The sequence below is a fragment of the Aeromonas hydrophila subsp. hydrophila ATCC 7966 genome (assembly GCF_000014805.1).
Classification (GTDB): domain Bacteria; phylum Pseudomonadota; class Gammaproteobacteria; order Enterobacterales; family Aeromonadaceae; genus Aeromonas; species Aeromonas hydrophila.
Map to the genome: position 1 here is coordinate 3,899,894 of NC_008570.1, position 15,723 is coordinate 3,915,616.

At 64.1% G+C, this 15,723-nt stretch carries 14 protein-coding genes; 4 read left to right on the plus strand and 10 right to left on the minus strand.

Annotation, left to right across the window (positions count from 1 at the left end; all coding sequences use genetic code 11):
- Positions 1–28: 28 nt before the first annotated feature.
- The 6 genes from AHA_RS17575 to trmB all read right to left on the minus strand — a co-directional run bounded on the left by AHA_RS17575 (position 29) and on the right by trmB (position 5,074).
- Positions 29–238 (minus strand): YgdI/YgdR family lipoprotein, encoded by a 210-nt coding sequence (locus AHA_RS17575; RefSeq protein WP_016351843.1) that lies wholly within the window; start codon positions 236–238, stop codon positions 29–31.
- A gap of 114 nt (positions 239–352) precedes the next feature.
- Positions 353–1,528: a S8 family peptidase gene (locus tag AHA_RS17580; RefSeq protein ID WP_011707227.1), complete on the minus strand. Its 1,176-nt coding sequence runs from the start codon at positions 1,526–1,528 to the stop codon at positions 353–355.
- Positions 1,529–1,647: 119 nt separating this feature from the next.
- Positions 1,648–2,940: a sulfurtransferase gene (locus AHA_RS17585; RefSeq protein WP_011707228.1), complete on the minus strand. Its 1,293-nt coding sequence runs from the start codon at positions 2,938–2,940 to the stop codon at positions 1,648–1,650.
- A 28-nt stretch (positions 2,941–2,968) separates the two neighbouring features.
- Positions 2,969–3,889, minus strand: a complete 921-nt coding sequence (gene glsB, locus AHA_RS17590) for a glutaminase B (RefSeq protein WP_164927734.1) — start codon at positions 3,887–3,889, stop codon at positions 2,969–2,971.
- A gap of 124 nt (positions 3,890–4,013) precedes the next feature.
- On the minus strand, positions 4,014–4,346 hold the full coding sequence (locus AHA_RS17595; protein WP_011707230.1) for a YggL family protein: 333 nt from the start codon (positions 4,344–4,346) through the stop codon (positions 4,014–4,016).
- 14 nt (positions 4,347–4,360) lie between these two features.
- Positions 4,361–5,074, minus strand: coding sequence for a tRNA (guanosine(46)-N7)-methyltransferase TrmB (gene trmB / locus AHA_RS17600; protein ID WP_164927735.1), 714 nt, complete (start codon positions 5,072–5,074; stop codon positions 4,361–4,363).
- 348 nt (positions 5,075–5,422) lie between these two features.
- Here trmB and AHA_RS17605 point away from each other — a divergent pair, with 348 nt between their 5' ends.
- Both AHA_RS17605 and AHA_RS17610 read left to right on the plus strand, forming a co-directional pair.
- Positions 5,423–6,490, plus strand: coding sequence for a M28 family metallopeptidase (locus AHA_RS17605; RefSeq protein ID WP_011707232.1), 1,068 nt, complete (start codon positions 5,423–5,425; stop codon positions 6,488–6,490).
- 182 nt (positions 6,491–6,672) lie between these two features.
- Positions 6,673–7,854: an aminotransferase-like domain-containing protein gene (locus tag AHA_RS17610; RefSeq protein ID WP_011707233.1), complete on the plus strand. Its 1,182-nt coding sequence runs from the start codon at positions 6,673–6,675 to the stop codon at positions 7,852–7,854.
- A 64-nt stretch (positions 7,855–7,918) separates the two neighbouring features.
- On the opposite strand, the gene AHA_RS17615 is transcribed toward AHA_RS17610, so the two are convergent.
- A complete protein-coding gene (locus tag AHA_RS17615; RefSeq protein WP_011707234.1) occupies positions 7,919–9,451 on the minus strand; it encodes an EAL domain-containing protein in 1,533 nt (510 codons plus the stop codon).
- Between the two features lie 302 nt (positions 9,452–9,753).
- On the opposite strand from AHA_RS17615, the gene AHA_RS17620 reads away from it, so the two are divergent.
- The gene (locus tag AHA_RS17620; RefSeq protein ID WP_011707235.1) at positions 9,754–10,659 is read left to right on the plus strand and encodes a TIGR01777 family oxidoreductase; all 906 of its coding nucleotides are present in this window, start codon (positions 9,754–9,756) and stop codon (positions 10,657–10,659) included.
- Between the two features lie 93 nt (positions 10,660–10,752).
- On the opposite strand, the gene AHA_RS17625 is transcribed toward AHA_RS17620, so the two are convergent.
- Together AHA_RS17625 and AHA_RS17630 are read right to left on the minus strand one after the other, a co-directional pair.
- Positions 10,753–13,200, minus strand: coding sequence for an ABC transporter permease (locus AHA_RS17625; RefSeq protein WP_011707236.1), 2,448 nt, complete (start codon positions 13,198–13,200; stop codon positions 10,753–10,755).
- Entirely contained in the window at positions 13,197–13,922 is a 726-nt protein-coding gene (locus AHA_RS17630) for an ABC transporter ATP-binding protein (RefSeq protein WP_011707237.1), read from the minus strand. The genes AHA_RS17625 and AHA_RS17630 overlap by 4 nt, the downstream gene beginning before the upstream one ends.
- On the opposite strand from AHA_RS17630, the gene AHA_RS17635 reads away from it, so the two are divergent.
- On the plus strand, positions 13,921–14,520 hold the full coding sequence (locus tag AHA_RS17635; RefSeq protein WP_011707238.1) for an arylesterase: 600 nt from the start codon (positions 13,921–13,923) through the stop codon (positions 14,518–14,520). The two genes, AHA_RS17630 and AHA_RS17635, sit on opposite strands and share 2 nt — an antisense overlap.
- A gap of 83 nt (positions 14,521–14,603) precedes the next feature.
- On the opposite strand, the gene AHA_RS17640 is transcribed toward AHA_RS17635, so the two are convergent.
- On the minus strand, positions 14,604–15,548 hold the full coding sequence (locus AHA_RS17640) for a chemotaxis protein CheV (protein ID WP_011707239.1): 945 nt from the start codon (positions 15,546–15,548) through the stop codon (positions 14,604–14,606).
- Positions 15,549–15,723: the final 175 nt, after the last annotated feature.

A 15,723-nucleotide genomic window follows, 5' to 3' on the forward strand; every position in this document is an offset into this window, starting at 1 on the left:
GGGCAGCCCTTGTTGCTTGAGGAGGGCCTCAACGCTCCATGATCTGGGTGACGTCATCCTTCTTGATCATCACCTCCCGCCCTTCGGTATCGTAATAGCGGTACATGCCGGTGCTCTCGTCCAGCTTGGGTTTGCTGTCGGTGGTGATCATCTTGCCATCCTTGGTGCTCATGATGTACTGAGAGCTGCACGCCACCAGTGCCAGGGCACACACCAGGATCATCATCAGTTGCTTCATCGCCTGTTTTGCCTCCCGCTTCACCCTCACCACGAGGGTGGTGTCTGAAGCCTAGTTCAACCAGATGAGCCCGTTTGCCGCCATTGCTGCAACGGGATCAACGTCAACAATCAGCTACTTGCGCCCACCCGGCTTGCCACTGCCACCGGTTCCCGGCCCACAGCCGAGCGCCATTCGGTCTGCCGCCGCCTTCGCCTGCACCAGGCCATAGCCATAGCTGTTGTCACGCCCCAACGCCCCCAGATCCTGGGCGCTGCTGCGCAGGGTCTGGCGCAGCTGATCGTTGCTGCACTCCAGCCGCTGTGACCAGACCAGCGCCGCCACCCCGACCACGTGCGGCGTCGCCATCGAGGTGCCGCTGTAGTAGGCGTAGCCGGTCGGCACGGTGGAGAGCACGGAGACACCGGGGGCCGCCAGCTCCACCTGATCGTTGCGCTGGGAGAAGTAGGCCAGCTGCTTGTTGGCATCGATGGCGGCCACGCTCACCACGCTGCCGTAGGAGGCGGGATAGGACTTGCTGGTGTTGCCCGCGTTGCCCGCCGCCGCCACGCTCAACACGTTCTGGCCATAGGCCTGATTGAACGCCTGCTCCTCGGTCTTGCTGGGCACGCTGCCCCCCAGACTCATGTTGATGACCATGTGGGTGAATCCCCGGTTGCTCATCCCCTGCTTGCAGGCATTGAGCGCCCCCACCAGGTTGGAGGAGTAGGCCCAGCCGTTGGCCCCGAACACCTTGACGATCTGCAGCGGCACGCTCTGGTTCGGCAACACCCCGACGACCCCCTGATCGTTGCCGCCCACGGCGGCGATGGTGCCTGCCACGTGGGTGCCATGGCCGTTCTCGTCGCTGCTCCAGCTGCCGGTGCCAGCATCGTTGCTGCCCTGCACCTGGGCCCCGTGGGGCAGGTCCGGGTGGCCGCCGCTGTAGCCTGAGTCAATGATGCACACCAGCACTTCTCCCGCCGCCGCGTCACTGAGCTGCGGCGCCTGCACCATGGGAATGCCGTAGGGCAGGGTCTCGGCGCTGGCATAGCGTTTGGCGTCCGGCTCCACCCAGAGCACGTTGGGATTGTGCGCCAGCGCCGTGGCCGCCGCCGCCGGCAACCAGAGCGCCAGCGCATGCTGCTCAGGCAGCGACAGGGCCAGCTCGCCCCCCATTCCCTTGCTCTGGGCCAGCACAGCAGCCTCCGCCCCCGGTTTCAGCTGCACCAAATAGCGATCCCGCTCGGCGGCCATCGCCCCCTGTCCGAGCACGCCTGCCACCAGCAGGCCTAGCCATATCCGTCTCATCAGTCACTCCTTGCATCGACCTGATTGTCACTCGCAAAGTGTAGTGTCCGGCTGGCGCAGGCCCGAGCGGGTACAAAAAGGCCGGACATGGGGCCGGCCTGTTTTGCGATCTGTATCCGTTACTTGGCGGGCTTGCGCTCGCCGGTCACGATGGGGTTCTTGGGATCGGCGCTCCACTCGTACCAGCCACCGTCGTAGACGCTGATCCGCTTCCAGTCCATCAGCCAGGCGTAGAAGAACGCCTCGGAGGCGCGCCAGCCGGTGCCGCAGTAGAAGGCAGCCTGCTGGGTCGGCTCGATATTCCACTCGTCCCACATGGCGAGGATCTCGCGGGCCGGCTTCATGGTGCCGTCCGGGTTGTGGAAGTCGCTCATGCTGTTGGCATCGACACCACCACGACCCCACTTGGCGCCGGGAATGTCGCCCTTCGGCTTGATATAGCTGTAGCCGGAGGTGTTGCCGACGAACTCGTCCCAGGTGCGCACGCTGACCAGGGCGCCGTCGGGCTGCTTGAGCAGTTCCTTGGCCTGGCTCAGGGTGGTGTAGTACTCAGGATGGACCGGAATGGCGACGCCGAACTCCTTGGCCGGAGTGAACTTGTTGGCCAGCCCGGTCTCGGTGCGCAGATGCTGCACGAACCAGGCATCCAGACCGCCGTCCAGCAGCCGCACGTCCTGCACGCCGGCATACATCATCAGGTGGGCCGCACGGGCCGCCGCCATGGTGTTGCGGCCGTAGAGGATGACGGTGGTGTCGTGGCGGATGCCGTTCTCCAGCAGCAGCGCCTTGAGCGCCTCGTCAGAGACCTTGTTCCACAGCGGCTCCTCTTCCAGCCGGTTGGTGTCGATGTAGCCGGCCCCCGGAATGTGGCTCAGCAGATAGGCCTTGGGTGAACCCCACGCCACCTCGAACAGCTTCCAGTCGCCCTTGGGCGCAGCCACCACCGGCTTGCCCTCCTGCAGGTCGGCCAGCCAGCGCGGGTAGACCAGCTGCTGCCAGCGGGCCAGATGCTCGCGCGGCGCGGTTTTCCAGCCCTGCAGTTCGAACAGCTGCTTGATGCCCTGCTGGCGCAGCAGGCGGGCCACTTCGGCCACCTCGCGCGGGGCACCGTAGAGCGCCACCGGCCGATCGGCCTTCAGCCCCTTGGTCGCCAGTGCCGCCGGCCACTCCTCATCGCTGTACTTCCATTCGGCGGAGAGGTTCTCGGCGCCGACCACGTGGCCGCCCTGCTGCTCGCCCTCCATCGGCCAGCCCTGATAGAAGTAACTGGCGCGGGTATCCAGAATGACCGCCTGCTTGGCGTTGGCATCCGCCAGCGAAAGCGGTGGCAGTTCGGCAGCCAGGGTCGGCAGGGCATGCCAGAGCAGCAAGGTTGCCAGGGTGGCCCGTAACAAGCTCATTATTCGTTTCATGGTGATCTCTCGATTCAGAGTGACAAGGTTAAAAAATGGAGCGGCCCAGACGCTCGGCCAGCAGTTCCAGCGCCGCCGTGCCCGCCAGCGAGTTGCCCGCCTTGTTGAGCTCGGGCGACCAGACACAGACACACAATTCCCCCGGGATCAGGGCGATGATGCCGCCACCGACCCCGGATTTGCCCGGCATGCCGACCCGATAGGCAAAATCCCCCGCCTCGTCATAGAGGCCGCAGGTGGCGAGCAGGGCGTTGACCTGTTTGGTGGTGCGGGCCGGCAGCAAGGGGGTCGTCGCGCCCAGCGGCACCCCGCGATTGGCCAGATAGATGAATGCCCGCGCCAGATCGACGCAACTCATGCGGATCGCACAGGCATTGAAGTAGCTCTGCAGCACCTTGTCCACTTCGTTCTCGAAATTGCCATACGCCTTCATCAGATAGGCGATGGCCGCGTTGCGGGCAGAGTGCTGATATTCGGAGCGGGCCACCACTTGATCCGCCATGATGGCCGGGTTGCCCGAGAGGCGGCGCACCAGCTCCAGGGTACGCTGGCGCGGCGCGGTGAGGCGGGTCTCCAGCAGATCGCTCACCACCAGGGCACCGGCATTGATGAAGGGGTTGCGGGGAATGCCCTGCTCGAATTCCAGCTGCACCAGGGAGTTGAAGGGCTGGCCGGAGGGCTCCTTGCCGACCCGGGCCCAGATCTCCTCCTCCTGATAGAGGGTGAGCGCCAGCGTCAGGCTGAGGGCCTTGGAGATACTCTGGATGGAGAAGGGCTCGCTGGCGTCACCGGCGGTGAACAGCTCCCCTTCCACGGTACAGACGGCGATCCCGAGCCGATCGGCCGGCACCTGGGCCAGCGCCGGAATGTAGTCGGCCACCTTGCCCTGTCCGAGCAGCGGGCGCACCTCATCCAGGATGCTGGTCAGTAATTCGGATGACAACACCATAAGCGATTCCATAACTAACGTGGCGATCCCATCACCACCGACAAAAATCCCGCCAGCGGCGGGACTTGTCTATCTGCTGTCGCAGGCTGTCGACACCGGGGCGCCTGCCACAGCCAGCCTGTCATCAGGCCGGTTCACCGTACCAGAGGTCGAACAGCTCGGTGACCACCACGGCTTCCATCCCCTTGCCTTCCAGCCAGGCTTTGACGGCGGCGCGGTCTTCTTCGCTGCATTTGCCCAGCTGCTGGGTGCAGATCATCCCTTCCCAGGCCAGGTGGCCGGAGCCGGCGAAGGCCAGCTTGCGGGGTTCGATCACTTCATCGATCATCGCGTCGACTACCGCATCGATGGTCTCTTCGGCGGTACCGACCGGGAAGTTGAAACTGATGTCGAAGCCCATTTCCTGGAATTCATCGACGCGCAGTTTCTTGCGCAGGCGGCGGCTACGATTGGCCATGATAGCTCCTTCAGTTAGTTGACACGTTTGAAAATCAGATCCCACACCCCGTGGCCGAGACGGTGGCCACGTTGTTCGAATTTGGTCAGCGGGCGCCAGTCGGGACGCGGCACCCAGTTGCCGGTGGCGGAGGTGTTCTCATACCCCTCGGCGGCACTCATCACTTCCAGCATGTGCTCGGCGTAGTTTTCCCAATCGGTGGCCATGTGGAACACGCCACCGATAGCCAGCTTCTGGCGAATGTCCTGGACAAAGGCCGGCTGCACGATGCGGCGCTTGTGGTGACGGCTCTTGTGCCAGGGATCCGGGAAGAACAGCTGCAGGCAGGCCAGCGAGCCGTTCGGGATCATGTGCTCCAGCACCTCGACCGCGTCGTGGCAGATGACACGCAGGTTGGTGACTCCCGCCTCCTGGGCGGTACCGAGGCAGGCACCGACACCCGGCGAGTGCACTTCGATGCCGATGAAGTTCTTCTCGGGGGCATTCTTGGCCATCTCCACCAGGGAGGCGCCCATGCCGAAGCCGATTTCCAGCACCACCGGGGCCTCGCGGCCAAACAGGGCAACCAGATCGAGCGGCTCCGGTGCGAAATCGATACCCATGACCGGCCAGAGCTCTTCCAGGGCCTTCTCCTGCCCTTTGGTCAGGCGGCCTTCGCGACGGACAAAGCTGCGGATCTTGCGCATGAACTTGCCGTCTTCGTTAAACACATCTTGGGTCACTGGCATAATCAAATTGCTCGTTATTGCATCGGTCTGGGTCACAGACCACATAAATGGATTGCTCGTTATCTCGTCGTGCTGGTCACAGACGACCGAGATGAATTGCTCGTTGTTTCATCGTTCCACCTCGCCGACGAGGCGCGAAATTGTTCGTCATTTCATCGCTCGGCGAAACAGGGTAGCGAATTATCCCAAGATAGGCTCAGGGCGCAAGTGTTTCGCGCAACAAATCCCCCGCCACTGACCAATTCCGCCACTGCGATTGACAAATGCCACCCCCTTCACAGAATCTGCCAGGCGCCGGGTGCATGCTGACCTGCGCAAATAAAACCATACACAACAAAGGATTGCAGTATGAAACACACCGCATTGGCGTTTGCCATCACAGCCCTGCTGGCCGGGTGCAACACTTCCAGCAACGATTCACAGGCCCCCTCCGCCGCCGAGCAGGCCTATGAATACCTGGTGCAGCTGAGTTCGACCGCCGAGGGGATCGGCGCCAGACCCACCGGCGGCGAGGCCGAGACCCGCGCCGCCGCCTGGATCCAGGACCATCTGGCCGGCTGGGGCTACGAGGTGCAGAACCAGCCCTTCACCTACACCAAGAGCGGGGCCAGCAAGACCTCCCAGAACCTGGTCGCCGAGCTCAAGGGCAGCAGCGACAAGGTGATCCTGATCGGTGCCCACTATGACAGCACCGGCGACAAGAAGGGTTCCGAGGGAGCCACCGACAACGGTGCCGGCGTCGCCGCCCTGCTGGCGGTGGCCGAAGCGCTCAAGGGGCAGACCCTGCCCTACACGGTGCGCTTCGCCTTCTTCGGCGCCGAGGAGAACGGCCTCAACGGCTCCAAAGCCTATGCCGCCAGCCTCGACAGCACCGCCGTCGCCAAGCTGCTGGCCATGGTGAACTACGACACCATCGCCGGGGGCGACATCGTCTACGTCCACTCGGCCCACTCCGACGTGGCCGAGTACAACTGCGCCGATCCGAGCCGCTACAGCTTCGATCCCAAGGTACGGGATCGCCTGCTGGCCATCTCCAAGCAGACCGCCACCCCGTTTGCCATCCACCCTAGCTACAGCGGCTACCCGGAAGGGGAGACCGGCAGCTGGTCCGATCATGCGCCGTTCGCCTGCCTCGGGGTGCCCATCGCCTACGTGGAGGCCACCAACTTCACCATCAACGGGGCAGATGGCTACGACGGCTACTCCCAGACCACCAATCCGGCGCTGTGGGACTGCTACGACGATGCCACCAAGAGCGCCTGCGATCGGGACAGCGAAACCCAGTGGGGCAAGATCTGGCATACCCAGTATGACCGCCTCGACAAGATGGCCGAACTGTTCCCGGGCCGGGTGCAACAGCAGCTCGGTGCCAACACCGAGCTGATGATCCGCTTCCTCAAGGAGCCGGGACTGTAACGGGTCACGCCGGGGCTTTTGCGCCTCATGGCCGTCCCCGACCGATAAAATTCGGGCAGGTGCCAAACCTGCCCTTTTTTATCGATTTTTGTTACAGCCATTGCCTCATTTTTTAAATCTGATACAAACGGATAACTTGGCGGTCGAATGGAGCGACCGCTCACCATGCCAGAGAGAATCCTATGCAGCCGTTTTTTGCCCAGCGCTTCGAGAAGGTAGAGCCTTCCTTCATCCGCGAGATCCTCAAGGTCGCCGCCAATCCGGAGATCATCTCCTTCGCCGGCGGTCTGCCCAATCCGCACCTGTTCCCGGTCAAAGCCATCGACCAGGCCTGCCAGGACGTGCTGCGCGAACAGGGCGCCGCAGCCCTGCAGTATGCCGCCACCGAGGGCTTCGCCCCGCTGCGCCAGTACATCGCCGACCGCTATCTGGCCCGCCACGGCATGCAGGTCAATCCGGACAACATCCTCATCACCAGCGGCTCCCAGCAAGCGCTGGATCTGCTGGGCAAGGTGCTGATCGACGAGGGACAGGATCTCATCATAGAGGAGCCGGGCTATCTTGGCGCCATCCAGGCCTTCTCCGTCTATCAACCTACCTTCAAGCCCATCACCCTGGGTGAAGAGGGGCTGGATCTGGCGGCGCTGGATGCGCTGCTGGCGAGCGGCTCCAACGCCAAGCTGCTGTACGGCGTGCCCAACTTCCAGAACCCGAGCGGCGTCTCCTACAGCCGTGCCAACCGCGAGGCGCTGGCCGAGCGACTGGTCAGCCACGAGCTGTTGATGGTGGAAGACGACCCCTACGGCGAGCTGCGCTTCGAGGGCGAACACCTGCCCCCCATCGCCAAGCTGGCGCCGAACAATACCGTGCTGCTCGGCTCCTTCTCCAAGACCGTCGTCCCGGCCTTCCGCCTCGGCTGGATGCTGGTGCCGGACTGGCTGCGCAAGAAGGTCACCATCGCCAAGCAGGCCACCGACCTGCACAGCAACGCCTTCAGCCAGCAGGTGCTGCATCGCTTCCTGATCGACAACTCGCTGGATGCCCATCTGGAGAAGATCAAGGAGGTCTATGGCCGCCAGCGTGCCGCCATGGAGGCTGCCCTGGCCCGTCACTGCCCGCCCGGCGTCAGCTACACCCGACCCGAGGGTGGCATGTTCCTCTGGCTGACCCTGCCCGCCAGTGTCAGTGCCATGGCGCTGTTTGACGAGGCGATCAAGGAGAAGGTGGCCTTCGTACCGGGCGCCCCCTTCTACGTACGCCCCGAGATCCAGAACACCCTGCGCCTGAGCTTCTCCTGCGTGGATGAGGCCACCATCGAGGAGGGGGTCAAGCGTCTGTGCCGTGCCCTCGCCCGCATGCTCTGACCAGCCTCGGGGCGAAAAAAACCAGCGACCTCGGTCGCTGGTTTTTTTATGCGCGCAAGTTGGCTCAGCCCTGCGCCAGCAGGCCGGCAAACTCCTTCATCGGCATCGGCCTGCCATACAGATAGCCCTGCAGGAAGTTCACCTGACGCGCCCGCAGATAAGCGGCCTGCACCTCGTTCTCCACCCCTTCGGCAACCAGCAGCAGACCGAGCCGGGTCGCCAGATCGATGACGTTCTCGACGATGTGGCTGGAGAGGGCATCGGAGCCGATCATGCCGACGAAGCTCTGGTCGATCTTGAGAAAATCCACCTGGAACTGCTGCAGATAGGTGAGGCTGGAGTGGCCGGTACCGAAGTCGTCGATGGCGATGAAGACCCCCAGCTGATGCAGCTCGGCAAACAAGCGGTCGGTCGTCTCGTCCGCCACGATCAGCTCCCGCTCGGTCAGCTCCAGCACCAGCTTGATGGGGTTCTCCCGAAACGCGTTGATGAAGTCGCGGCAATCCTCCAGCAGGCTCATGTCCTTGCAGTGGCTGGCGCTGATGTTGAAGCCGAAGTGGAACCCTCTGGGCAGGCTGTGCACTCGGCCTGCGAACTGCTCGCGCACCTGCTCCATCAGCAGCCGGGTCATGGGCACGATGAGGCCGCTGTCTTCGGCCAGCGGAATGAAGCGGTCCGGCGAGATGAGGCCCTGGCGCGGATGCTGCCAGCGCATCAGCACCTCGCAGCCGCTCCAGTGGGCGTCGTCACCGGTCACCACGGGTTGCAAGTAGGGGATGAACTCCCGTTGATCCAGCGCCCGCCGCAGCTCCTGGGAGGGCGAGGTAGAACGGCCGGCCAGCCAGTAGACCAGGCAGCCCGCCAGCAGACCCAGCAATGGATAGATGATGAGACTGGCCCGAGAGTAGTTCCAGATATGGCTGCCGTACTCGTCGTGGGAAAGATCGGTGACCACCCGAAACGGATACTTGCCAGAGGTCTGCTCCAGCGATCCCAGCGCCACGGGCGGCACCTCGTCGTGGATCTGGCCATCGGCCAGCATGCTCTGCGCCCCGATCACCAGGGTCAGCGGCGAGTTGCGGCTGAGCATGTCGAGGATGTTGTGCAGGTAGTAGCCATCGATGCCGACCAGCACGCTGTACTCCCCCACCGGTTGGCGATAGACCACCAGAGGCCGCCCCGGCGTCACCGGATTGCCCCGCATCAGATCCAGCTGGCCATTGGCATAATCGGCCAGCTTGAAGGGGCCCTGATAGGGGCCGTAGAGCGAGGAGCAGTAGACCACTTCCCCTTTGGCCAGGTTGACGGTGCGCACGTCCGGCACGGTCGCCACCTGATCCCGCAGCCCCTGCACCACCTCCTCGCAGGGGCGCCCCACGCTGCCCTGCACCATGGCCGCCGCCTGATGGGCGTGATCCAGGGTACGCTCCAGCATCTCCCTGGCATGGAGCAGGCGCTCTTCGGCATCCTGCTTCATGCCGGCAAAGGTCTGCCAGGAGACGATCAATACCCCGAGCAGCAAGGGGAGCAGGCCGGCCAGCAACGCCGCCCCCAGCCTGGTATAAAACTGGCGCAACCTCAAACGACGAAACGGCATACCCACCCTCGCGGCAACGGTGAAAAAGCGGACGAGTCTACTCCTATCCCCTTCTCTGACAACCCTTTCTGACAACTCTGACGGCAGAGCGGGGCGCTCTGACCAACACTATATCGCGTCTGCAGCGGGGCGACAGCGGCAGTCGCAGCCATCCCTTCACATGTGCGCAGTGCTCGCTGCACGCCCCCTGGCGCGATGCGCCAGATGCCTGCTGTGACGATTATAATCTTTGCAAAAACAGCTGCTTGTTCATCTGGTGCCGGCCCACTAGAGTAGAGCCAACAGCGTCAGGGAGTCTGCATATGAAAATATTGATCACGGGAGGGACAGGCTTCATCGGTCGCCGTCTGGTGGCCCATCTCAAGGTGGCCCACGAGGTGCTGGTGCTGACCCGTCAGGGCAGCCGCGCCTATGATCTGCTCGGCCACGACGTCAAGCTGCTCGACAGCCTGGATCGGCTCGACAACCTCAACGACGTGGACGCGGTCATCAACCTGGCGGGGGAGCCCATCGCCAACGGCCGCTGGAGCGAGCGGCGCAAGCAGTTGCTGTGTGACAGCCGCTGGCTGCTGACCGAACAGCTGGTCGACCTGGTCAAGCTCTCCGATACGCCGCCCAGGGTGCTTATCAACGCCTCCGCCATCGGCTGGTATGGCCGTCAGGGCGATGAGCCGCTGGACGAGCAGTGCCAGACCCCTCACGACGAATTCACCCATCAGCTCTGTCAGCAGTGGGAAACCCTGGCCCGCGAAGCCCGCAGCAAGCATACCCGGGTCTGCATCGTGCGCATCGGGCTGGTGCTCGGCACCGACGGCGGCGCCCTGCCCAAAATGTTGCCTCCCTATCGCGTCGGTCTCGGTGGCCCCATGGGCACGGGGCACCAGATCATGAGCTGGATCCACATCCAGGATCTGGTGCGCGCCATCCTGTTTCTGCTGGAACACGACGAGTGTGACGGCCTGTTCAACGGCACGGCGCCGCAGCCGGTCAGCAACCGCGAATTCAGCCAGACCCTGGCAGGCACCCTGCACCGGCCGCACCTCTTCTTCGTGCCGGCCCCCCTGCTGCAGTTGCTGATGGGCGAAGCGGCCGATCTGCTGCTCACCGGCCAGAAGGTGCTGCCGACCCGTCTGCAGCAGGCCGGCTTCCATTTCACCTACCCGGCGCTGCCCCAGGCCCTTGCCAATCTGCTGAGCACTGCCCGCTGACTCGGCTCATCAGCCAACCGGATGACAATCAGCCCGGCCAATGGCCGGGCTGATTGTCATTGTGCCTTGCGGCATCCGCACAGGATGCGGTGATCAGAGCAGGCCCTGCCCCAATCCACGCAGCCGATCGCTCAGGGTGCCCGCCAGCAGCTGGCGCTGCATGCCCTGCCCCGCCAGCGTCACCAGCACGGCCCCCAGTAACGGCAGACCAATCCAGATGGCCCAGTGGAACTGCCACTGCCCCTCGAACCACCACCACTGCAGGCCGAGGGAGCAGAGTTCGACCACCATGGCGGCGCACAGCCCCGCCAGCAGGCCGCTGGCAACCAGCTCCCAGCGCAGCATCTTCCGGAGCAGCTCGCTGCCGGCCCCCAGGGTGCGCATCAGCAGCAGCTCCCGGCGCCGATGAGCCATGCTGGCCTGGGTCTGGGTCAGCAGCACCAGCAGCGCCGCCACCGTCACCAACCCCAGCATCAGCCCCAGCGCGCGGCTCACCTGATCCGACACCGCCGTCAGCCGCACGATCAAATCGTCCACATCGATCAGGCTCACCGTGGGGTGTCGGCGGATCAGCTCCACTTCGGCCACCCGCCCCTGCTCCGGCAGACGATAGCTGCCGAGCCAGGTCTGGGAGAAGGGAGCCAGCACATCCGGCGAGAAGATCATGTAGAAATTGGGCCGCATGTTGTCCCACTTGATGGCCCGCAGGCTGGTCACCTGCGCCTTGAAGCTGTGCCCCTCGATGGTAAAGCCCAGGGTGTCGCCGAGGGCGATGTCGAGCCGTTTGGCCAGATCCTTGTCTACCGATACCTGGCCGGGGCCATCCAGCCAGCGCCCTGCGGTCAGGGTATTGTCCGGCGGCAGGGTGGCGGTGGTGGTGAAGTTGAGCTCGCGATTGACCCCTTCGCGGCCATCTTCATCCGTGTCGCGCACCGCCTCGCTGGCGATGCTAACCAGCCGGCCGCGCACCATGGGGTAGAAGTCCGAGGTCACGGCCCCCGCCTGGCGCAGATCGGCCAGGATCCCCCCCCGCTCCCCGTCTGCCACGTTGACCAGGAAGCGGTTGGGGGCATCTGCCGGCAGCCTAGCCGAGAACTCGCCGAGCAGGTCGACCCGCGCCGCCCACAGCAGACCGAACAGCATGAGTGCCAGCGCAAAGCCCGCCAGCTGGAACAGACCGCTGCCCCGCTCGCGGGAGAGATGGCTGATGGCCAGCCGCAGTGCGTGGGGCCCCTGCACCCGACGCCCCAGCCGCAGCAGCAAGGAGGCGATCAGCGCCAGCAGCCCCATCAGTAAGCCCATGCCGCCGATCAGCCCCAGCGCCAGGGTCGCATCGGCGGTGAAGCCCCATACCAACCCAAACAGGCCGAGCAGCGCCACCGGCAACGCCAGCCAGGGCGGGATCCCCGCCTCCAGCTCGCGCCGCAGAACCCGCAGCGGCGGCACCTTGAGCAGGCGCAGGAAGGGCACGAAGGCCAGCAGCAGGGTGATGAAGAAGGCCACCGCCAACCCCAGTGCAAAGGGTCGCCACGACGGCGGAGGTAGATCAGCTGGCAGCAGGTTGCCCAGCAGATGCAGGGTCAGCCACTGCATGGCGCTGCCCGCCACCAGACCGAGCAAGGCGCCGACCAGCGTCAGCGACAGCAGCAGGGTGCCCATCAACTGCCAGAGCGAGCGCCGCGACGCGCCGAGCGTCTTGAGCAGCGCCACCATGTTGGTCTGGCGCTCGGCGAAGTGACGCACCGCGATGCCCATGGCCAGCGCCCCCAGCAGCACTCCCGCCAGGGAGGCGAGCCGGAAGAAACGCTCGGCATTGGCCAGCGAGCGGCCCACCTGGGAGCCCTGGTCGTCCGGCTTGATCAGCTTCTGTCCCGCCTTGAGTCTGGGTTTGAGCCAGCGTTCATAGTCGGCCACCTGCTCGCGGCTGCCCTTGAACAGGTAGCGCCACTGCTGGCGGCTGCCCGGCAGCAGGGCACCGGTCGCCTCCACATCGGCACTGTGGATCAGCGCCCGTGGCGCCAGCAGGAAGGGGCTGAAGCCCTGATCCGGCTCCTGACCCAGTACCCCCGCCACCTTGAGCACCGTATTGCCCACTTCCAGCTCATCCCCCGGCTTGGCCGCCAGCAGTTGCATCACCCGGGCGGAGAGCCAGATCTCGCCGGGTGCCGGCGCCCGCTGGGGGCTCAGCTCCAGCTTGCCGTAGAAGGGGAAATCCTCAGGCACGGCGCGGATGGACGCCAGTTGCAGGGCATCGCCATGAAACAGCATGCTGTTGAAGCTGACCGTGGTCTGCACCGCCAGGCCCGTTTTTGCCGCCTGCTCGAGCCAGGCGGCCGGCGCCGGCGTGGCCGAGCGCAGCGCCCGGTCGGCACCGATAAAGTCGCGGCCGGAGGCTTTGAGCCCGGCATCCAGCCGATCCGCCACCAGGGCCACACTCAGCACACAGGCCACACTCAGCGCCAGCGCCAGCACGAACCAGCGCAGCTCGCCGTTGAATCCTTCCCTGCGCAATAATTTGAATCCCAGTCGCCACTGACTCATGACAGCTCCCTGACTCTTGCTGCAGAGGCGGCTTCGGATGCTGACACAGCCGCCGCCAGTCGGCCCGCCGCCATCACCAGCTGTCGCTGGCAACGCTGAGCCAGCTCGTGATCATGGGTCACCACCACGAGCGTGGTGCCATGCTCGCGGTTGAGCTCGAACAATAGCTCGATCACCCGCTCCCCGGTCTTGCTGTCGAGGTTGCCGGTGGGTTCATCGGCCAGCAGCAGGCTGGGCCGGGTCATGAAGGCCCGGGCAATGGCGACCCGCTGCTGTTCACCGCCGGAGAGGCGCGGCGGCAGATGGTGCAGCCGTTCGCCGAGGCCGACCGCCGCCAGCAGCTCGCGAGCCCGCGGCTCGCAGCGGGTCTCGCCACGCAGCTCGGCAGGCAGCATGACGTTCTCCAGCGCGCTCAGGGTGGGCAGCAGCAGGAAGGACTGGAACACAAAGCCCACCTGCTCGGCCCGCAGCCGGGCACGCCCCTCCTCGTCCAGCTGCAACAACGACTGGCCGAGGATCTCGATATCTCCCTGGCTCGGCAGATCCAGCCCGGCCAGCAGCCCCAGCAGGGTGGACTTGCCGGAGCCGGAGGCGCCGACCAGCGCCACCGTTTCGCCGCTATTGACTTGCAGGTCGATCCCTTCAAGGATGGTGAGGCTTTCCTGGCCCAGGCGCACTGTCTTGCCCAGGCCCTTGACGTTGATAATGGGAGTTGAATTCATGACGCGTTTCCTGTTTGCCTTGTGCTGCCTGGTGTCATCGGTGCAGGCCCAGACCCTGCTGGTACTGGGCGACAGCCTGAGTGCAGGTTATCAGATGCCGGCGGAGCAGAGCTGGCCTGCGCTGCTCAATCAGAAATGGCAGCAGCAGGGGGGTAAACATCAGCTTATCAATGCCAGCATCAGTGGTGAAACTACGCAAGGGGCGCTGGCCAGATTGCCGGCCCTGCTCAAGGAACATCAACCGGACTGGGTGCTGATCGAGCTGGGTGGCAACGACGGGCTGCGCGGGTTCGCGCCGGCCATTACCCGGGACAATCTCACCAGGATGGTGGCGCTGACCAAGGCGCAACAGGTAAAAACCGTGCTGACCCAGATCCAGCTGCCGCGCAACTACGGCGCGCGCTACCTGCGCCAGTTCGAGCAGATCTTCCCGGAACTGGCCAGCGCCAATCAGCTGCCGCTGATGCCCTTCTTCATGGATGATATTGCGCTGCGCCCTGAACTCATGATGAACGATGGCATCCACCCCACCGCCGCCGCCCAGCCGCAGATCCGCGACCGGGTGGCCAGCTTCATCGAGCCGCTGCTGACCCAGTGATCCCGGTGTCATGGCCTTGCCTATCTTCCGGGCTCCAACCCCAATAAAAATCCCGCCAAGGCGGGATGTTTATTGCTCCTGTCTCAGCGTTCCAGGATCTGGCGCAACCGCTCCTGGGCCACCCCGACCAGCAGGTCTGGCTGGAACTTGGAGATGAATCGATCACAGCCCACCTTCTTGACCATGGCCTCGTTGAAGTTGCCGCTCAGCGAGGTGTTGAGGGTGATGAAGAGATCGGACATGCGGGCATCGCTGCGAATTTCGTGGGTCAACCGGTAGCCGTCCATCTCCGGCATCTCGGCATCGGTGATCATCAGCAGGATCTCGTCGGTCACCTTCTTGCCCGCATCGCACCACCCCTTGAGCAAGTTAAGCGCCTGCAGGCCATCCTGGCACTCGATCACCTCCAGACCCAGCTGGCCCAGGGTTTCGCGCACCAGGTTGCGGGCCGTGCTGGAGTCATCGACGATGAGCACCTTGCGGCCGTGCATTTCCGGCAGGATCTCCCGATCCAGCACCTCTTCCGAGATGCGGATGTCATAGGTGATGATCTCGGCCAGCACCTTCTCCACGTCGATGATCTCGACGATCTGATCGATGCCGTCCTCGGGAATGCGAGTGATGGCGGTCAGGTAGTTCGCCCGCCCGGCGGAACGCGGCGGCGGCAGTATGTCCTTCCAAGTCATGTTGACGATGTTGGCCACCTGCCCCACCAGAAAGCCCTGAATGGTGCGGTTGTATTCGGTAATGATCAGGTTGGACTCGGCATCGATGGGCATGGGGCGCATGCCGATGGCGCTGCGCAGGTTGATCACCGGGATCGAGGTGCCACGGATGTTGGCCACCCCGCTGATGTTGTGGTGCGCTCCCGGCATCTTGTTGAGATGGGGCAGCTTGACCACTTCCCGCACCTTGAACACGTTGATAGCAAACAACTGTTGGGATCCCAAACGGAACATCAACAGCTCCAGGCGGTTCTCCCCTACCAGCTGGGTACGTTGGTCCACTGAATCCAATATGCTCGCCATATAAAGCCCTTACGTCCGTTGCCCGAGTCTCGCCATAGTATAGAAGGGTCAGAATCCCAACACGACCCGTATTCTTATCCTATGTCGGCCAGATGATGCAGGAACTTGATAAAAAAAAGCGAGACCCGGCTCGCGGCCGGGCTCTCTTCAAGATTGTCAGTAACCATTCGCTCAC